The sequence below is a fragment of the Sinorhizobium americanum genome (assembly GCF_001651855.1).
Classification (GTDB): domain Bacteria; phylum Pseudomonadota; class Alphaproteobacteria; order Rhizobiales; family Rhizobiaceae; genus Sinorhizobium; species Sinorhizobium americanum.
The window spans coordinates 108570-123585 of sequence record NZ_LNQC01000053.1; the positions used below are offsets into that span (position 1 = coordinate 108570).

The window sequence follows — 15016 nt, forward strand, 5'->3', positions numbered from 1 at the left end:
GACAAGAAGCAGGGGAGCACGCATGGATACCGGGGGAAACCTGTACAAGCTCGAAATCTCAAGTGAAGCAGAGGGTCGGGAGGTTGCTCCGAGCGCCTATTACGATCATATCCAGAAGATCAATGATGTCTTCTCCGATCAGATCAAGATGTCCGATCAGAAGGCGGCTTATATCTTTACCTTCATGTTTGCCTTCTTGGTTTCCTCCGAAGAGGGGCGGAGCGTGTTTACTTGGCAGCGCTACATGGAAGGGGAGATGCTGCCAGCGATACTGTCTGCCGTCATGGCGCTGGCCTCGATCTTCTCGCTTCTCACCGCCATCCTCGTCGTGCTGCCGAGAAAAGGCGCCACTTCCACGACGCTCTTCTGGGGCGCATGGCGGGCGCATCGTGGAGAGTTTCTGGAGGCGGCGGGCCGCGGTGATTCGGCCTACCTGTTTCGCCAGTACGTGGACAATGCCGATGTGCTTTCGGCGATCGCCTGCAGCAAGTACCGCTTCGTCATCGCAGCGTTTCGCGGCCTGCTGATCACGGTGCTTGCCTATGTCTGCCTGTTGGCAATCCCCTGAACCCTGGCTGAGCCCGTCACCGATTTTCTCCACGGAGAAAATGGCGGACGTGACCTCGGCTGCCTTCCCGTTTTTACACGGAGTCGCGCACCCGCTCCCAGGCCTTCGTCAGGTGCCGTCCCAGCACCTCCGATAGCTTCTCCGTGTCGCGGGCCTCGAGCGCGGCGATCATTTCCTCATGCTCGGCGACTGCGGCGGCCCATTTTTCCGGACCCTCGTGGCCGATGAAGCGGATGCGTTTCAGCCGCGTCTGCAGCACGGCGTGCATGTCGGCGAGCGCCGCATTGCCGGAAAGCTGGGCGATCGCCGTGTGGATCTGCTGGTTCAGCTTGTAATATTGCAGCCGGTCGCCTGCCTTGTAGCGGGCCACCATCTCGTCGTGCAGCGCCCGCACCTGGGCGATCCCCGCGTCGCTGGCCGTCCCGCACGCAAGCCGCCCGGCAAGCTCCTCGAGCGACTGCAAGACGGTCAGCATATCCTTGACGTCCTTGGCGCTGAAGCGCTTGACGACGGCGCCGCGGCTCGGAACGAGCTCGACGAGGCCTTCGCTCGCCAGATATTTGATCGCCTCGCGAAGCGGCGTTCGCGACACGCCGAGCTGTTCGCCGAGCTGGCCCTCATGCAGGCGGGTCCCGGGCGGAAGATCGCCCTCGATGATCATGTCGCGCAGGTGGCTGACCAGGGTGTCGTGCAGCGCCGTGCGCCGGATCGGCCCCGGCCCGCCGTCGGGCCTCCGCTCTAATGGAGTGATTTCGTTCATTTTCCCGTTCTGCGCTCAGACCGGTAACCGGTCACTGTTCCCTCGACCGCCCGATTGAATCAGCGGTGCCTCATTCAAGCATGGAGACAGGTCCTCTCATCGTCAACAGAAAATGCTGCATACAGAATACAAAACACTTGATGCAAAATTTTGAATAACGTATGACGGTCCCGAGGCATGAAGACGGAGGACAGCTCACATGACGACCAATGGTGCGGCCGAAGCGAAGGGTGGGCGTCCGGTCATCGCGCTTGCCATGGGCGATCCGGCAGGGATCAGTCCGGAACTGACGGCGCGGCTGCTGGCGCTCGGCGATGTGCGTGAAGCGGCGCACGTTATTGCCATCGGCGACCGTCGCATTCTCGACGAGGGCGCCAAGGTCGCTGGCATTACGCTCGATCTCGAATCCGCTACGCTCGAGACGCTGGAGAAGGCCGGCGCGTCGCGTCACGTCTTTGTCGATTTGAAGCATCTTGATCCGGCCGACGTGGTGCGCGGCGAGGCGACGTTTGCCGGCGGTGCATTCGCCACTCGCAATTTTCGCGCGGGCCTGGAGCTCGCGCATGCCGGCAAGGCCGACGCGGTGTGCTTCACGCCCTTCAACAAGAAGGCAATGCGCTTTGCCTATCCGGGCTATGACGACGAGATCCGCTTCGTCGCCGACGTGCTTTCCTTCACCGGCAAGGTCCGCGAGTTCAACGTTCTCGAAAAGGTATGGAACGCCCGCGTCACCTCGCACATTCCGCTCAAGGACGTGGCGCGAAGCCTGTCGGTGGATGGAATTATCGCCGAACTCGAACTCACACGGGCCTGCCTCAGGAACGCCGGCCATGACGAGGCGCGGATCGCGGTCGCGGGCCTCAACCCGCATGCCGGCGATGGCGGCAGCTTCGGCATGGAGGAGATCGACATCATCGAACCCGCCGTCGCGAAGGCAAAAGCGCTCGGCTTCAACGTCGAAGGGCCGTTCCCGGCCGATACGGTGTTCGTCCGGGCGCTGAAGGAAGGCTTTCACGCGGTGCTGACCATGTATCACGACCAGGGCCAGATCGCCATGAAGCTGATGGGCTTCGACAAGGGCGTGACCATGATGGGCGGTCTGCCTTTCCCGCTTTGCACGCCGGCGCATGGCACGGCCTATGACATTGCCGGCAAGGGGATCGCCGATGTCGGCGCCAGCCGCGAAGCGATCCTGCTTGCGGCCCGCATGGCGAAGAAAAACCGGGGGCTCTTCGCCGCCGCCTGAATTCGCACGCTTTCAACACATGCCGGCGCCAGGGGAGGTCTTGCGCCGGATCCAACTCAACGGGAGGACCAGACATGAAGAAATCCGTCTCTATCGCATGCATGATCGCCGCAGCGCTTGGCGTGGCCGCGCCGGCCGCGGCCTTCGAGCCGAACCGTCCGGTGGAATTCGTCGTTACCGCGGGTCCCGGCGGCGGCACCGACATTTTCGCGCGCACCATCCAGGCTATCATCGCCAAATACGAACTGATGAAGTCGCCGGTGGTCGTTACCAACAAGGGTAGTGCCGGCGGCGCAGAAGGCTTCGTCTACACGGCCGGCTACAAGGGTGATGCCCACAAGCTCGCCTTCGGCACCAACAATGCCTACCTGCTGCCGGTTCGCGCCAAGGTACCCTACAAGGCCGAGGACCTGACGCCGGTCGCGGCACTCGCATCGGATGAATTCGTCCTCTGGGTCAACGGCAAGGCCGACTATGCCACCGCCGCGGACTTCGTCGCCAAGGCAAAGGAGGGCGGCTTGAAGATCGGCGGCAGCCAGTCGAAGGACGTCGACCAGATCTTGACCTCGATGATCAACGACGCGACCGGCGCCAAGATCAGCTACATCCCGTTCAAGAGCGGCGGCGAGGCGGCGGTGCAGCTTGCCGGCGAACACATCGACGCCAATGTCAACAATCCGAGCGAGAATCTCGGCCAGTGGCAGGCCGACATGGTGAAGCCGCTCTGCGTCTTCAAGAGCGTGAAGCTTTCGAGCGAAGCGAAGGTCGCCGGCGATAAGGGGTGGGGCGATATCCCGACCTGCAAGGAGGCCGGCATTCCGATCGACAACTATTCCATGCCGCGCACCGTCTGGCTGCCGGGCGGCGTCGAGCCGGATGTCGTGCAGTTCTATGCGGATGTGCTGCGCAAGGTTTCCGAGACGCCGGAATGGGCGAAGTATCTTGCCGATACGTCGCAGTCGCCGGTCTATCTGAGCGGTGAAGAGCTCAAATCCGCCGTCGAGGTGGACGGCGCCGCGGTCAGCGAAGTGCTGAAGCGCGAAGGCTGGCTCGCCAACTGAGGCTCAGGCGGGCGCCCAAGACCGAGCGGAGTGCTTGGAGCGGACATGCTCTTCATCCCGATCCGGCGCCCGCCACCGCTTGCGAAAGGTTACGATCATGAGTGAGAACAGTGCGAATGGAGTCTCCCGCTTCGCGGTCGAGCTTGGCGTCGCGGCGCTGACCGGCGGCTTTGGCGCCGCCGTCTGCTACGGTTCGCTCGATATCGGCGCCGGCTGGACCGAGATGGGGCCGGATGCGGGCTATTTCCCCTTCTATATCGGCCTTCTCATCGTCTTCGGCAGCCTCGTCAACATCGTCCAGGCGTTCCTCAAGCATCGCGGCACCGAAGAGATCTTCATGGATGCCGGGCGCGCCAAGGTGGTCGCTTCCTTCCTGCTGCCGCTCACTGCCTTCGGCGCCGTTTCCGCCTGGCTCGGGCTCTACGTCGGGACGGCGCTCTATATCGCCGCGACGATGCTCTTCCAGGGGCGCTACAAATGGTGGATCGCGCTGCCGGCAGGGCTTGGCGTCTCGCTCGTCTTCTTCGTCGTCTTCGAAATCGGCTTCCAGGTTCCGCTGCTGAAGGGACCGGTCGAGGCCTGGTTCGGGATCTATTGACCCGGGCAAATGCATTGCCTGCGGGAGGAATGACATGGAAAATATCGGTCTTCTGATCGACGGCTTCGGCCACATCCTGAGCTGGAACCACATTCTCTTGATGATGGTGGGCGTGACGCTCGGCATTCTCGTCGGCGTGCTGCCCGGCCTCGGCGCGCCGAACGGCGTGTCGCTGCTCCTGCCGCTCACCTTCTCGATGGACCCGATCTCGGCGATCATCCTGCTCTCCTGCATGTATTGGGGCGCATTGTTCGGCGGCTCGACGACGTCGATCCTTTTCAACATCCCGGGCGAACCGTCCTCCGTCGCCACCACCTTCGACGGTTATCCGATGGCCAAGGGCGGCCAGCCGAGCCGGGCGCTGACGCTCGCCTTCGTCTCGGCCGGTCTCGGGGCACTCGCCGGCGTGGTGATGATCACGCTGCTTTCCGGCTGGGTCGCGAAATTCGCCCTGAAATTTTCGTCGCCCGAATATTTCGCCGTCTATTTCCTCGCCTTTGCGAGCTTCATCTCGATGGGCGCGCAATCACCCTTCAAGACGCTCGTCTCGATGATGCTCGGCTTCGCGCTCGCCTCGATCGGCATGGACACGATCTCCGGCAACCTGCGACTGACCTTCGACATTCCCGAGCTGATCAAGGGCGTGAGCTTCCTGATCGCCGTCATGGGCCTCTTCGGCATCGGCGAACTGTTGCTGACGAGTGAGGAGGGCTTGCGCTTCGAAGGTATCAAGGCGCGCGTCAAGCTTGCCGAGATCGGCCGCACGCTGATCGAAATCCCGCGTTACTGGCTGACCATCGCCCGCTCGACGATCATCGGCATCTGGATGGGCATCACGCCGGCCGGTCCGACCGCTGCCTCCTTCATGAGCTATGGCGTTGCCCGCCGCTCGGCGCGCGACAAGTCGCTGTTCGGCAAGGGCGACCCGCGCGGCATCGTGGCGCCGGAAACCGCTGACCATTCGGCCGGCACCTCGGCGCTGCTGCCGATGCTGGCCCTCGGCGTCCCCGGTTCGGCGACCGCCGCGGTGATGATGGGCGGCCTGATGATCTGGGGCCTGACGCCCGGCCCGATGCTCTTCACCGACCGGCCGGATTTCGTGTGGGGCCTGATCGCCTCCATGTATCTCGGCAATGTCGTCGCCGTCTTCCTGGTGATTGCGACGGTGCCGCTCTACGCCTCGATCCTGCGCGTGCCCTTCTCGATCATCGGGCCGATCATCGTCGCGGTGATCTTCTCGGGCGCATACCAGGTTGCGAATTCCGTCTCCGACATCTTCCTGGTGATCGGTTTCGGCCTGCTCGGCTACGTCTTCAAGAAGCTCGACTATCCGCTGGCGCCGCTGGTTCTTGCCATGGTACTTGGCGACAAGGCCGAGGATGCCTTCCGCCAATCGATGCTGATGTCCGGCGGCAGCCTCAATATCTTCTGGTCGAACGGGCTGGTTTCCGGCCTGATGGCGCTCGGCCTGGTGCTGCTTCTTTCTCCGCTTGCCTTCTGGCTGATCGGCACCCTGCGCCGGCGCCGGCACGACGTCGCTCCGCATGGCGACGGCAATGCGGCGGCCTGATCCGGCTCGAAGAAACATCTGATCAAATCTCTCCAATCTCGAGGAGTTCGCCATGGCGCCGCGCAAATGGAACCGTGACAACTGGCCAATCGCGGCCGCGATGATTCAGTATCCGAACCTGCTGCCGGACGGCCGGTCCGTCCAGGACCAGTCGGTCGACGAATGGGCCGCAACGCTTCACGACGTGGTGGACGCCGGCTTCACCGAACTCGATCCGACCGACAGCTGGATCCGGCTTGCCGATCTGTCGCGTGATCGGCTGGAAGGATTCGTCAACCTGACCCGATCCCTCGGCCTTACCATTCCGGCAATCTCGACGGCGCGGCGCAGCCTGATCGATCCCGAGCGCGGCGAGGAATATCTCGCCTATGGCCACCGGGTCATCGAGACGGCGGCGGCAGTCGGCGCCGGCTCGGTCTCCTTCGGCTTCTTCGGTCCGCTGACCGAGGCGCAGAAGAGGGTGCTGTGGTTCTGGACCATCGACGGCATGAAGAACCCGGATGACGCGGCGACCTGGAAGACGGCGGTTTCGCGGGTCCGCGAGCTTGGCCTACACGCGGAAGAGCTCGGCATCGAGGTGTCCTTGGAAATGTACGAGGACACCTATCTCGGCACGGCCGACGGTTCGGTGCGCTTCGTCGAGGAGGTCGGGCTCGAAAATGTCGGCATCAACGCCGATCTCGGCAACCTCATCCGCCTGCATCGCCCGGTCGAGCATTGGCAGGAGATGATGGCAAAGGTTGCGCCCTTTGCTAAATATTGGCACGTCAAGAACTACAACCGCACGGAGGATGCGGCCTCGGGGCTCATCGTCACCCATCCGGCCCCGCTCGAATTCGGCGTCATCAACTATCGTGCGGCGATCCGCACGGCTCTGGCGCATGGATTTGAGAGCCCCTTCCTCTGCGAGCATTACGGCGGCGACGGTCTTTCGGTCAGCGCCGCCAACCGTGATTATCTGAGGCGCATCCTGCCTCGCGAACAGGGACATTGAAGCGATGACGACGATCTTTGACGCTCCGGAAGATTTTGCCACCACCGCGCTCGCCGGGTTTGCCGCGATCTATGCCCGCAATGTCCGCCTGGTGAGGGGCGGCGTGGTGCGCTCCACCAGGGTGCCGAAGGGCAAGGTGGCCGTGGTCATTGGCGGCGGCTCCGGCCACTATCCGGCCTTTGCCGGCTATGTCGGCCCCGGTCTGGCGGACGCGGCGGTTGCCGGCGACGTCTTCGCCTCGCCGTCGACCGCTGCGGTCGCGCGGGTCTGCCGCCATGCGGACAAGGGCGGCGGCGTGCTGCTCGGCTTCGGCAACTATGCGGGCGACGTGTTGAATTTCGGGGTTGCCGCCGAACGGCTGCGCGCCGAAGGCATCGACGTGCGTATCGTGCCGGTGACCGACGACGTGGCGAGTGCTTCGGTGGAAACGCCGGCCAAGCGCCGCGGCATTGCCGGCGACCTCGTCGTCTTCAAGATCGCCGGCGCCGCCGCCGAGGCGGGAAAATCGCTCGACGAGGTGGAACGCCTCGCCCGGCTTGCCAATGACCGCACAGTGTCGTTCGGCGTTGCCTTCGGTGGCTGCACCCTGCCGGGCGCCGCCGGGCCGCTCTTCACCGTCCCCAAGGGGCGGATGGCGTTGGGTCTCGGCATTCACGGCGAGCCTGGCATCAGTGAGGAGAAGGTCTCCTCCGCCAACGACCTCGCTAAGCTGCTGACCGGCAAGCTCATCGCCGAGCGGCCCTCCGGCACCCGTAAGGTCGCCGCGGTCGTGAACGGTCTCGGCTCGACCAAATACGAAGAGCTGTTCGTGCTGTGGACGGCGGTCGCCAAGGAACTGGCAGACGCCGGCCTTGAGGTGATCGATCCCGAATGCGGTGAGTTCGTTACCAGCCTCGACATGCAGGGCTGCTCGCTGACGCTCGTCTGGTTGGACGAGGAACTGGAAGCGCTGTGGCGTGCGCCCGCAGATGCGCCGGTGCTGCGCAAGGGGACGATCATCGCTGCGGAACCCGCGACCGATGAAATTGTCGATGCCGACGGGCCGCAACGATTCGCTCCCGCCTCGGAAGCCTCGCAGCAGGGCGGCAAATGCATCACGCAGTTGATCAGCAATATCGCCGACGCTCTGAAAGATGCGGAAGAAGAACTCGGCCGCATCGACGCCATCGCCGGCGATGGCGATCACGGCCAGGGCATGCGTCGCGGCTCTGCTGCCGCGGTCGAGGCCGCGAAGACGGCGGTTGCTGCAGGTGCCGGGGCGGCGAGTGTGCTGGCTGCGGCGGGTGACGCCTGGGCGGATCGTGCCGGTGGCACATCCGGTGCACTCTGGGGCCTGGCGCTCAGGTCCTGGAGCAATGCCTTCAGCGATGACGAGAAGCTCGACGACGCGGCGGTCGTCAAGGGCGCAAGGCTGGCCCTCGACGGCGTCACGCGGCTCGGCCGGGCGCGCGTCGGCGACAAGACGCTCGTCGACGCGCTGGTGCCGTTCGTCGAGGCGCTGGAGCGAGAGGCCGCTGCGTGCAAGCCGCTCGTCGATGCCTGGACGGCGGCGGCGAAAGCCGCGCAGGACGCCGCCGAGGCGACGTCGAACCTGACGCCGAAACTCGGCCGGGCCCGGCCACTTGCGGAGAAGAGCATCGGCCATCCGGATGCCGGCGCGATTTCGCTGGCCCTGGTGGCGAGGGTGGTCGGTGAGTTTTTGAAGGGGGTTTGAAAAACCCCTCCTCACAGGTGGGGAGGGGTTGGGGAGGGACCTCTCCGGGCGACCGGGCGCGCCGTCACCCGTACCGCACCAAAAACTCATCTGCCGTCAGTTCGCGAAAATCATCCAGCGCCCGGCGCAGCTTGGCGTGGTCCCAGTCCCACCAGGCAAGCCGGTCCATGGCGTCGCCGATCTCGGCGGTGAAGCGCTGGCGGATGAGCTTGGCGGGCACGCCGCCGACGATCGTATAGGGCGCGACATCCTTCGGCACGACAGCGCCGGCGCCGATCACGGCGCCGTTGCCGACCTTGACCCCCGGCAGGATCGTCGCGCCATGGCCGATCCAGACGTCGTGGCCGATCGTCACGCGGTTCTGCCGGCGCCAGGCGAAGAGGTCGTGATCGGGCTCCGCATCGTCCCAGTACATCGGCGCGCGATAGGTGAAATGATGCAGGGTCGCCCGCCAGGTCGGGTGGTTGGTGGCATTGATGCGCACGGCAGCGGCGATGTTGACGAACTTGCCGATCGTCGCGCACCAGATCGAGCCGTCCTGCATGATGTAGGAATAGTCGCCGAACTCGACCTCGTCGAGACGCGAACGCTCCTGGACTTCGGTGTAGCGCCCGAGCTTCGAACTGGTGACGCTGGCTGTCGGGTGGATGAAGGGTTCTGGGCCAAGCTTCTGGCTCATGCGGCGTGCTTTCTCGGCGAGAATTCGGAGACGTCGATGATCCGGTCGGCGACCGCGTCGCGGACTTCGGCGTCGTGGAAGATGCCGACCAGCGCCGTGCCTTGCGCCTTCTTCCCGGCGATCATTTCGACGACGACGGTGCGGTTCTTGGCATCGAGCGAGGCGGTTGGTTCGTCGAGCAGCAGGATTTTATGATCGGTGATGAAGCCGCGGGCGATGTTGACGCGCTGCTGCTCGCCGCCGGAGAAAGTCGCGGGCGGCAGCGCCCAGAGTTCTTTCGGCAGGTTGAGTTTCGCCAGCAACGCCGCGGCGCGCTCGCGCGCCTCTTCGGCAACGACACCGCGCGCCTGCAAGGGTTCGGCGACGATGTCGAGGGCGGAGACGCGCGGCACGACGCGCAGGAACTGGCTGACATAACCGAGCGTGGTGCGGCGCACTTCGAGCACGGTGCGCGGTTCGGCAGCGGCGAGGTTCACGAGCCGGCCATCATGCTCCATCAGGATCTGGCCCTCGTCGACACCGTAATTGCCGTAGAGCATTTTGAGGATCGAGCTCTTGCCGACCCCGGAAGGGCCGCCGAGCACGACGCATTCGCCGGCCTTCACCGAGAAGGAGACATTGGCGACGACCGGCAGGCGGACGCCGTCGCGCAGGTGCATGGTGAAGCTCTTGGCGACTTCTGAAACGACGAGGGGAGTGGCCATGACTTTACTTTCCTTTGCGCATGATCTCGTCCGAAAACCGGATTCCACTTTTCCGGATCATGCGTCAGACCTGGAGAATGGAGGAAACGAGGAGCTGCGTATACGGCTCGCGCGGGTCGTCTAGCACCCGGTCGGTCAGCCCCTGCTCGATGACGGCCCCGTCCTTCATCACCATCATCCGGTGTGATAGGAGCCGTGCCACGGCGAGGTCGTGGGTGACGATGATCGCCGCCAGCCCGAGGTCGTGGACGAGGCCGCGCACCAGATCGAGGAGGCGCGCCTGCACCGAGACGTCGAGGCCGCCGGTCGGCTCGTCCATGAAGACGAGGCGGGGCGAGGTGACGAGATTGCGGGCGATCTGCAGGCGCTGGCGCATGCCGCCGGAAAAGGCGCGCGGCTGGTCGTCGATCCGGTCCTCGCCGATCTCGACGCGCCTGAGCCAGTCGCTGGCGCTCGCGCGGATGTTGCCGTAGTGCCGGTCGCCGACGGCCATCAGCCGCTCGCCGACATTGGCGCCGGCCGATACCGTCATCCTGAGCCCGTCGGCCGGGTTCTGGTGGACGAAGCCCCAGTCGGTGCGCATCAGGAAGCGCCGCGCGGCCTCGCCCATATGGGCCAGATCGCGATATTGCCCGTCACGCATGTGGTATTCGATCATGCCGGAACTCGGCATCAGCCGGGTCGAGAGGCAGGAAAGCAGGGTGGTCTTGCCGGAGCCGGACTCGCCGACGACCGCGAGCACCTCGCCGGGGTAGAGCTCGAAGGAGACATTGCGGCAGCCGATGCGGCTTCCATAGAACTTCGAGACGTCCCTGACTTTGAGAAGCGGCACGGCGCTCATTCTGCGGGCTCCTTGCGTTGGTGCTGTGTACTGGCGAGCATGGACCCGGCATGGCCATGCGCCCGCCGGTCTTCGCAGTGATCGGTGTCGGAGCAGACGAACATGCGCCCGCCCCTGTCGTCGAGCACCACCTCGTCGAGATAGACGTTCTCCGCACCGCAAAGCGCGCAGGGCTTCTCGAAGGTCTGGATCTCGAAGGGGTGATCCTCGAAATCGAGGCTGACGACTTCGGTGAAGGGCGGCACCGCATAGATGCGCTTTTCGCGGCCGGCGCCGAAGAGCTGCAGCGCTTCCGACATGTGCATCTTCGGATTATCGAATTTCGGCGTCGGCGAGGGATCCATGACATAACGGCCCTCGACCTTGACCGGATAGGCGTAGGTGGTGGCGATGTGGCCGTTGCGGGAGATGTCCTCGTAGAGCTTTACATGCATGAGGCCGTATTCTTCCAGCGCATGCATCTTGCGCGTCTCGGTCTCGCGCGGTTCGAGGAAGCGCAACGGCTCCGGGATCGGCACCTGGTAGACGAGCGTCTGGCCCTCTTTCAGCGGTTCCTCGGGAATGCGGTGGCGCGTCTGGATGATCGTCGCCTCCACCGTCTTGGTGGTGACGGCGACATTGGCGACCTTCTGGAAGAAGGCGCGGATCGAGACGGCATTGGTCGTGTCGTCGGCGCCCTGGTCGATGACCTTCAGCACGTCGTCAGGGCCGAGGATCGAGGCGGTGACCTGGACGCCGCCGGTACCCCAGCCATAGGGCATCGGCATTTCGCGGGAGGCGAAGGGCACCTGGTAGCCGGGAATGGCGATCGCCTTGAGGATCGCCCGGCGGATCATCCGCTTCGTCTGTTCGTCGAGATAGGCGAAATTGTAGGTGGCAAGGTCGTTCATTCGGCGGCCTCCTTCATGCCGTTCGCTTGGCCGGCGCGAGCGGCCTCGTGGTCGCGGCGCATGCGCCGCACCAGGTCGAGTTCGGCCTGGAAGTCGACATAGTGCGGCAGCTTCAGATGCTCGACGAAGCCGGTCGCCTGGACGTTGTCCGCATGCGAGATGACGAATTCCTGGTCCTGCGCCGGGGCGACGATGTCCTCGCTGAACTCGTCGGTGCGAAGCGCCCGGTCGACGAGCGACATCGACATGGCCTTGCGCTCGCTCTGGCCGAAGACGAGCCCATAGCCGCGGGTAAACTGCGGTGGCTGCTTCGCCGAGCCCTTGAACTGGTTGACCATCTGGCATTCGGTGACGCGGATGGTGCCGAGCGAGACCGCGAAGCCCAGTTCCGGCAGATCGAGCTCAACCTCCACCTCGCCGATCCGCACCTCGCCGACGAACGGATGGGTGCGGCCGTAGCCGCGCTGAGTGGAATAGGCGAGCGCCAGTAGGAAGCCTTCGTCGCCGCGGGCGAGCGCCTGCAGGCGCAGGTCGCGCGGCATCGGGAATTCCATCGGCTCGCGGGTGAGGTCGCCCGCCACATGACCGCCGGGCATCTGCCCGTCGCCTTCGATCAGGCCCTCGCCGTCGAGAATGTCAGAGACGCGCATGGCCTGTTCGCCCGGTTCCTTCATCGCCGGCGCCGCGACCGGTTCGTCGCCGATGAGCGACGGGTCGAGCAGGCGGTGGGTATAGTCGAAGGTGGGGCCGAGAAGCTGGCCGCCGGGCAGGTCCTTGTAGGTGGCCGAGACGCGCCGTTCGACTAGCATTCCGGCGGTGTCGATCGGCTCGGAATAGCCGAAGCGGGGCAGCGTGGTGCGGTAGGCGCGCAGGATGAAGATCGCCTCGATCATGTCGCCGCGCGCCTGGCGAACGGCAAGTGCGGCCAGCGAGCGGTCGTACACCGAGGCCTCGGCCATGATGCGATCGACGGCCAATCCGAGCTGCTCGACCACTTGCTCGATGGTAATCGAGGGCAGCGAGCGGTCGCCGCGCCGGCGGTCGGCGAGCAAACGATGGGCATTGGCGATGGCGGCTTCTCCGCCCTTGACGGCTACGTACATGCTCCTACTCCCGCTCGAGTTTGGTCGTGCGCGGCAGGCAGAGAACCGAGTCCTCCGCCGTCAACACCAGATCGATGCCGCGCGGGAAGATCGCCCGGTTGGCGGTCCAGAAGTCGAGAAAGACATCCGGCAGCCCCTTCGGCGCGACGACAATCTCGGTCTTGATGCCCGGACCTCGGGCGACAAGCGGTTGACCGCCGGTCAGGGCCTCGACCTCGACGACCAGCGTCGTCGAGCGGTCGGGATATTCCTGCGTACCGAGCGCGAACTGATCGAAGCCCGGCACCGCGGCCCCCTTCTCGAAGAAGGCGAAACGCGCCTCGTCTTTGGCTTCAGTCACGCAGGCGCCGGTGTGGAAGGCGATCCATTGCGACACCGCGGATTTGGCGAGCGCCGGTGAGAGCCAGACGGCGGTGTCCTGATCGCAGAGCGTCAGTGCCACGGCGCCGCTGGCGTTACCAAGAGGCGAGGGTGGTGAAGATTGAGTCGAGAGGCGGCCGATGGTGCCCGGGCGGGCAAAACTGTCCATCAGGGTGCGGAACACGGATTGCGCCGCGAAAACAGGATCGGCGAAGGCGCCGGCATAGATCTGCGACTGTGTACCCATCAATCCTCTCCCCGGACCATGGTGAAGAAATCGACGCGGGTCGCCGCCGTCTCCTCGGCCTTCCGCTGGTCTTCCCTATCGAGGCGAGCCGCGATCAGCCCGTGCAGCGCTTCGACTGCCGGACGGTGGGCATCGTTCTGGAAGAGGGCGTCGAAGATCGCGGCGTAGCGGGCGCGCTCCTTGTCGGTGCCGAGCATCTGCCCGTGACCCACCTCGCCGGTCGAGAGCCGGACGGTGGCACGCGACACCGTCGCCTCGCCAAGGTTGAAGGGATCGCCGCCGCCGCCAATGCGGCCACGCACCATCACGAGCCCCGTCTCCGGGCCCCGCACCGGCGCCACGTCCGGCTTGTCGGCGATGGCTTCCCAGGCGGCGGTCAGCTCTGCAAGAGTGGCACGGGCCAGTAGCCGCATCCCTTCTTTGCGACCCGCCGTTCCCGGCGCGGTATCAAGTGTATGCTGCGCGTTCATAGTGATCACCTAAATGTCTATTGATCTAGACAACTATACATCTTATACCATTCTCTAACGGTCGGAAATGACAGGCTTGTGACGGTGGCAAAAACGGCAGTGAGAAAAACGGTTGAGCGGCAGACCGGCGTGGCGCTCTGGCGGCAGATTGCCGACCGCATACGGCTGGCGATCAGCAATGGCGACTACGATACGACCGGGATGGTGCCGCCCGAGACGGCGCTGGCGCAGGAGTTCGGCGTCAATCGGCACACGGTGCGCAGCGCCCTTGCTGCGCTCGCAGACGAAGGGCTGGTGCGCGCCGTGCAGGGACGCGGCACGTTGATCGAGCGCAAGGAGCGGGTCACCTATCAGATCTCGCGGCGCACCCGCTTCTCTCAAGGGCTTGGCCGGCAAGTGAAGGAAATCGGCTCGCGCCTGCTCGGACACGATCAGGTTCCGGCAAGTGGTGAAATCGCCACGGCACTAGGTCTTGCTCCGGGCGCGCTGCTCGTCGAGCTCCACACCGTCAGCAGCGGCGACGGGCGGCCGCTGTCGGCAGCCGTCAGCTATTTTCCCGCCGATCGCTTCCCGAGGATGGCCGAGGAATATGCGCGTCTTGGTTCCGTCACCAAGGTCTTCTCTGCACACGGGCTCGACGACTACGTCCGCGCCTCGACGGAGATCGTCGCGCGTCACGCGGATGCGGAGGAACTTGCCCTGCTGGAACTTTCCCCCGGGGCGATCGTCCTGGAGGCGCACGCGGTCAACGCAGATCTCGAAGGTCGGCCGGTGGAATTCTCACGCACGCGCTTTGCGGCCGATCGGATGAAGCTCCGGATCGAGACCTAGTCGCCGTCCAACGACAGCTTGAACCTAACGGTCTGCCCAGCCGCGAGCCTCTCCTTCCGCCGAACCTCCGCTTTCACCGGCAGCAGAAATGAACCCGAGGCCTTGTCGGGGAAGATCGACGTGGTCCATTCCGTATTGCCGGTGCGTGCGATCACAGCCTCGCTACCCCAGCCGCGTTTTCCCGGCTCGGCCAGGAACTTGATCTGCCGTGCAACTTCCACTGGCAGCGTGACGAAATGCCAGCCGCCTTTGCCGGGATAGAGCCACAGCTCCGCGTCGAATTCGAATTCGCCCATCTGTCTCCGTATCTTTCGTTGGCCGGCAATCCCGTGAATAAGGCAATTGCGCCGCATTTCCGACGCGTTTTTGCCGCATCACCT

At 64.7% G+C, this 15016-nt stretch carries 17 protein-coding genes; 8 read left to right on the plus strand and 9 right to left on the minus strand.

Translation table 11 applies throughout. The features are described 5' to 3' along the window. The first annotated feature begins 22 nt into the window (after nucleotides 1-22). On the plus strand, nucleotides 23-568 hold the full coding sequence (locus tag ATC00_RS14450) for a Pycsar system effector family protein (RefSeq protein ID WP_064253310.1): 546 nt from the start codon (nucleotides 23-25) through the stop codon (nucleotides 566-568). 73 nt (nucleotides 569-641) lie between these two features. On the opposite strand, the gene ATC00_RS14455 is transcribed toward ATC00_RS14450, so the two are convergent. After that, entirely contained in the window at nucleotides 642-1328 is a 687-nt protein-coding gene (locus ATC00_RS14455; RefSeq protein WP_064253311.1) for a GntR family transcriptional regulator, read from the minus strand. A gap of 199 nt (nucleotides 1329-1527) precedes the next feature. Between ATC00_RS14455 and ATC00_RS14460 the strand changes: the two genes are divergently transcribed. From ATC00_RS14460 to ATC00_RS14485, 6 genes are all read left to right on the plus strand, one after another. Next, nucleotides 1528-2574: a 4-hydroxythreonine-4-phosphate dehydrogenase PdxA gene (locus ATC00_RS14460; RefSeq protein ID WP_064253312.1), complete on the plus strand. Its 1047-nt coding sequence runs from the start codon at nucleotides 1528-1530 to the stop codon at nucleotides 2572-2574. A gap of 74 nt (nucleotides 2575-2648) precedes the next feature. Beyond that, nucleotides 2649-3635: a tripartite tricarboxylate transporter substrate binding protein gene (locus tag ATC00_RS14465; RefSeq protein WP_064253313.1), complete on the plus strand. Its 987-nt coding sequence runs from the start codon at nucleotides 2649-2651 to the stop codon at nucleotides 3633-3635. 97 nt (nucleotides 3636-3732) lie between these two features. Then, entirely contained in the window at nucleotides 3733-4233 is a 501-nt protein-coding gene (locus ATC00_RS14470) for a tripartite tricarboxylate transporter TctB family protein (protein WP_064253314.1), read from the plus strand. 34 nt (nucleotides 4234-4267) lie between these two features. After that, entirely contained in the window at nucleotides 4268-5803 is a 1536-nt protein-coding gene (locus tag ATC00_RS14475) for a tripartite tricarboxylate transporter permease (RefSeq protein WP_064253315.1), read from the plus strand. Nucleotides 5804-5855: 52 nt separating this feature from the next. After that, entirely contained in the window at nucleotides 5856-6797 is a 942-nt protein-coding gene (locus tag ATC00_RS14480) for a sugar phosphate isomerase/epimerase family protein (RefSeq protein WP_064253316.1), read from the plus strand. Between the two features lie 4 nt (nucleotides 6798-6801). Beyond that, complete coding sequence (locus tag ATC00_RS14485) at nucleotides 6802-8511, plus strand: dihydroxyacetone kinase family protein (RefSeq protein ID WP_064253317.1); 1710 nt, start codon at nucleotides 6802-6804, stop codon at nucleotides 8509-8511. 64 nt (nucleotides 8512-8575) lie between these two features. Here the strand turns inward: ATC00_RS14485 and ATC00_RS14490 are convergent, their stop codons facing one another. The 7 genes from ATC00_RS14490 to phnG all read right to left on the minus strand — a co-directional run bounded on the left by ATC00_RS14490 (nucleotide 8576) and on the right by phnG (nucleotide 13805). Then, complete coding sequence (locus ATC00_RS14490; protein ID WP_064253318.1) at nucleotides 8576-9190, minus strand: DapH/DapD/GlmU-related protein; 615 nt, start codon at nucleotides 9188-9190, stop codon at nucleotides 8576-8578. Further along, nucleotides 9187-9894: a phosphonate C-P lyase system protein PhnL gene (phnL, locus tag ATC00_RS14495; RefSeq protein WP_064253319.1), complete on the minus strand. Its 708-nt coding sequence runs from the start codon at nucleotides 9892-9894 to the stop codon at nucleotides 9187-9189. Before phnL ends, ATC00_RS14490 begins: the two co-directional genes overlap by 4 nt. 64 nt (nucleotides 9895-9958) lie before the next feature. After that, on the minus strand, nucleotides 9959-10735 hold the full coding sequence (gene phnK / locus ATC00_RS14500; protein ID WP_064253320.1) for a phosphonate C-P lyase system protein PhnK: 777 nt from the start codon (nucleotides 10733-10735) through the stop codon (nucleotides 9959-9961). Beyond that, nucleotides 10732-11625: an alpha-D-ribose 1-methylphosphonate 5-phosphate C-P-lyase PhnJ gene (locus tag ATC00_RS14505; RefSeq protein ID WP_064253321.1), complete on the minus strand. Its 894-nt coding sequence runs from the start codon at nucleotides 11623-11625 to the stop codon at nucleotides 10732-10734. Before ATC00_RS14505 ends, phnK begins: the two co-directional genes overlap by 4 nt. Then, nucleotides 11622-12728 carry a carbon-phosphorus lyase complex subunit gene (locus ATC00_RS14510; RefSeq protein WP_064253322.1) on the minus strand — a complete coding sequence of 369 codons (1107 nt, stop codon included), beginning with the start codon at nucleotides 12726-12728 and terminating at the stop codon, nucleotides 11622-11624. The genes ATC00_RS14505 and ATC00_RS14510 overlap by 4 nt, the downstream gene beginning before the upstream one ends. A gap of 4 nt (nucleotides 12729-12732) precedes the next feature. Next, complete coding sequence (gene phnH / locus ATC00_RS14515) at nucleotides 12733-13335, minus strand: phosphonate C-P lyase system protein PhnH (RefSeq protein WP_064253323.1); 603 nt, start codon at nucleotides 13333-13335, stop codon at nucleotides 12733-12735. Continuing rightward, nucleotides 13335-13805 carry a phosphonate C-P lyase system protein PhnG gene (phnG, locus tag ATC00_RS14520; RefSeq protein WP_064253324.1) on the minus strand — a complete coding sequence of 157 codons (471 nt, stop codon included), beginning with the start codon at nucleotides 13803-13805 and terminating at the stop codon, nucleotides 13335-13337. The genes phnH and phnG overlap by 1 nt, the downstream gene beginning before the upstream one ends. A 99-nt stretch (nucleotides 13806-13904) precedes the next feature. On the opposite strand from phnG, the gene phnF reads away from it, so the two are divergent. Next, nucleotides 13905-14636, plus strand: coding sequence for a phosphonate metabolism transcriptional regulator PhnF (phnF, locus tag ATC00_RS14525; RefSeq protein WP_064253458.1), 732 nt, complete (start codon nucleotides 13905-13907; stop codon nucleotides 14634-14636). On the opposite strand, the gene ATC00_RS14530 is transcribed toward phnF, so the two are convergent. Further along, nucleotides 14633-14932, minus strand: coding sequence for a DUF1905 domain-containing protein (locus tag ATC00_RS14530; RefSeq protein ID WP_064253325.1), 300 nt, complete (start codon nucleotides 14930-14932; stop codon nucleotides 14633-14635). The two genes, phnF and ATC00_RS14530, sit on opposite strands and share 4 nt — an antisense overlap. Between the last annotated feature and the right edge of the window lie 84 nt (nucleotides 14933-15016).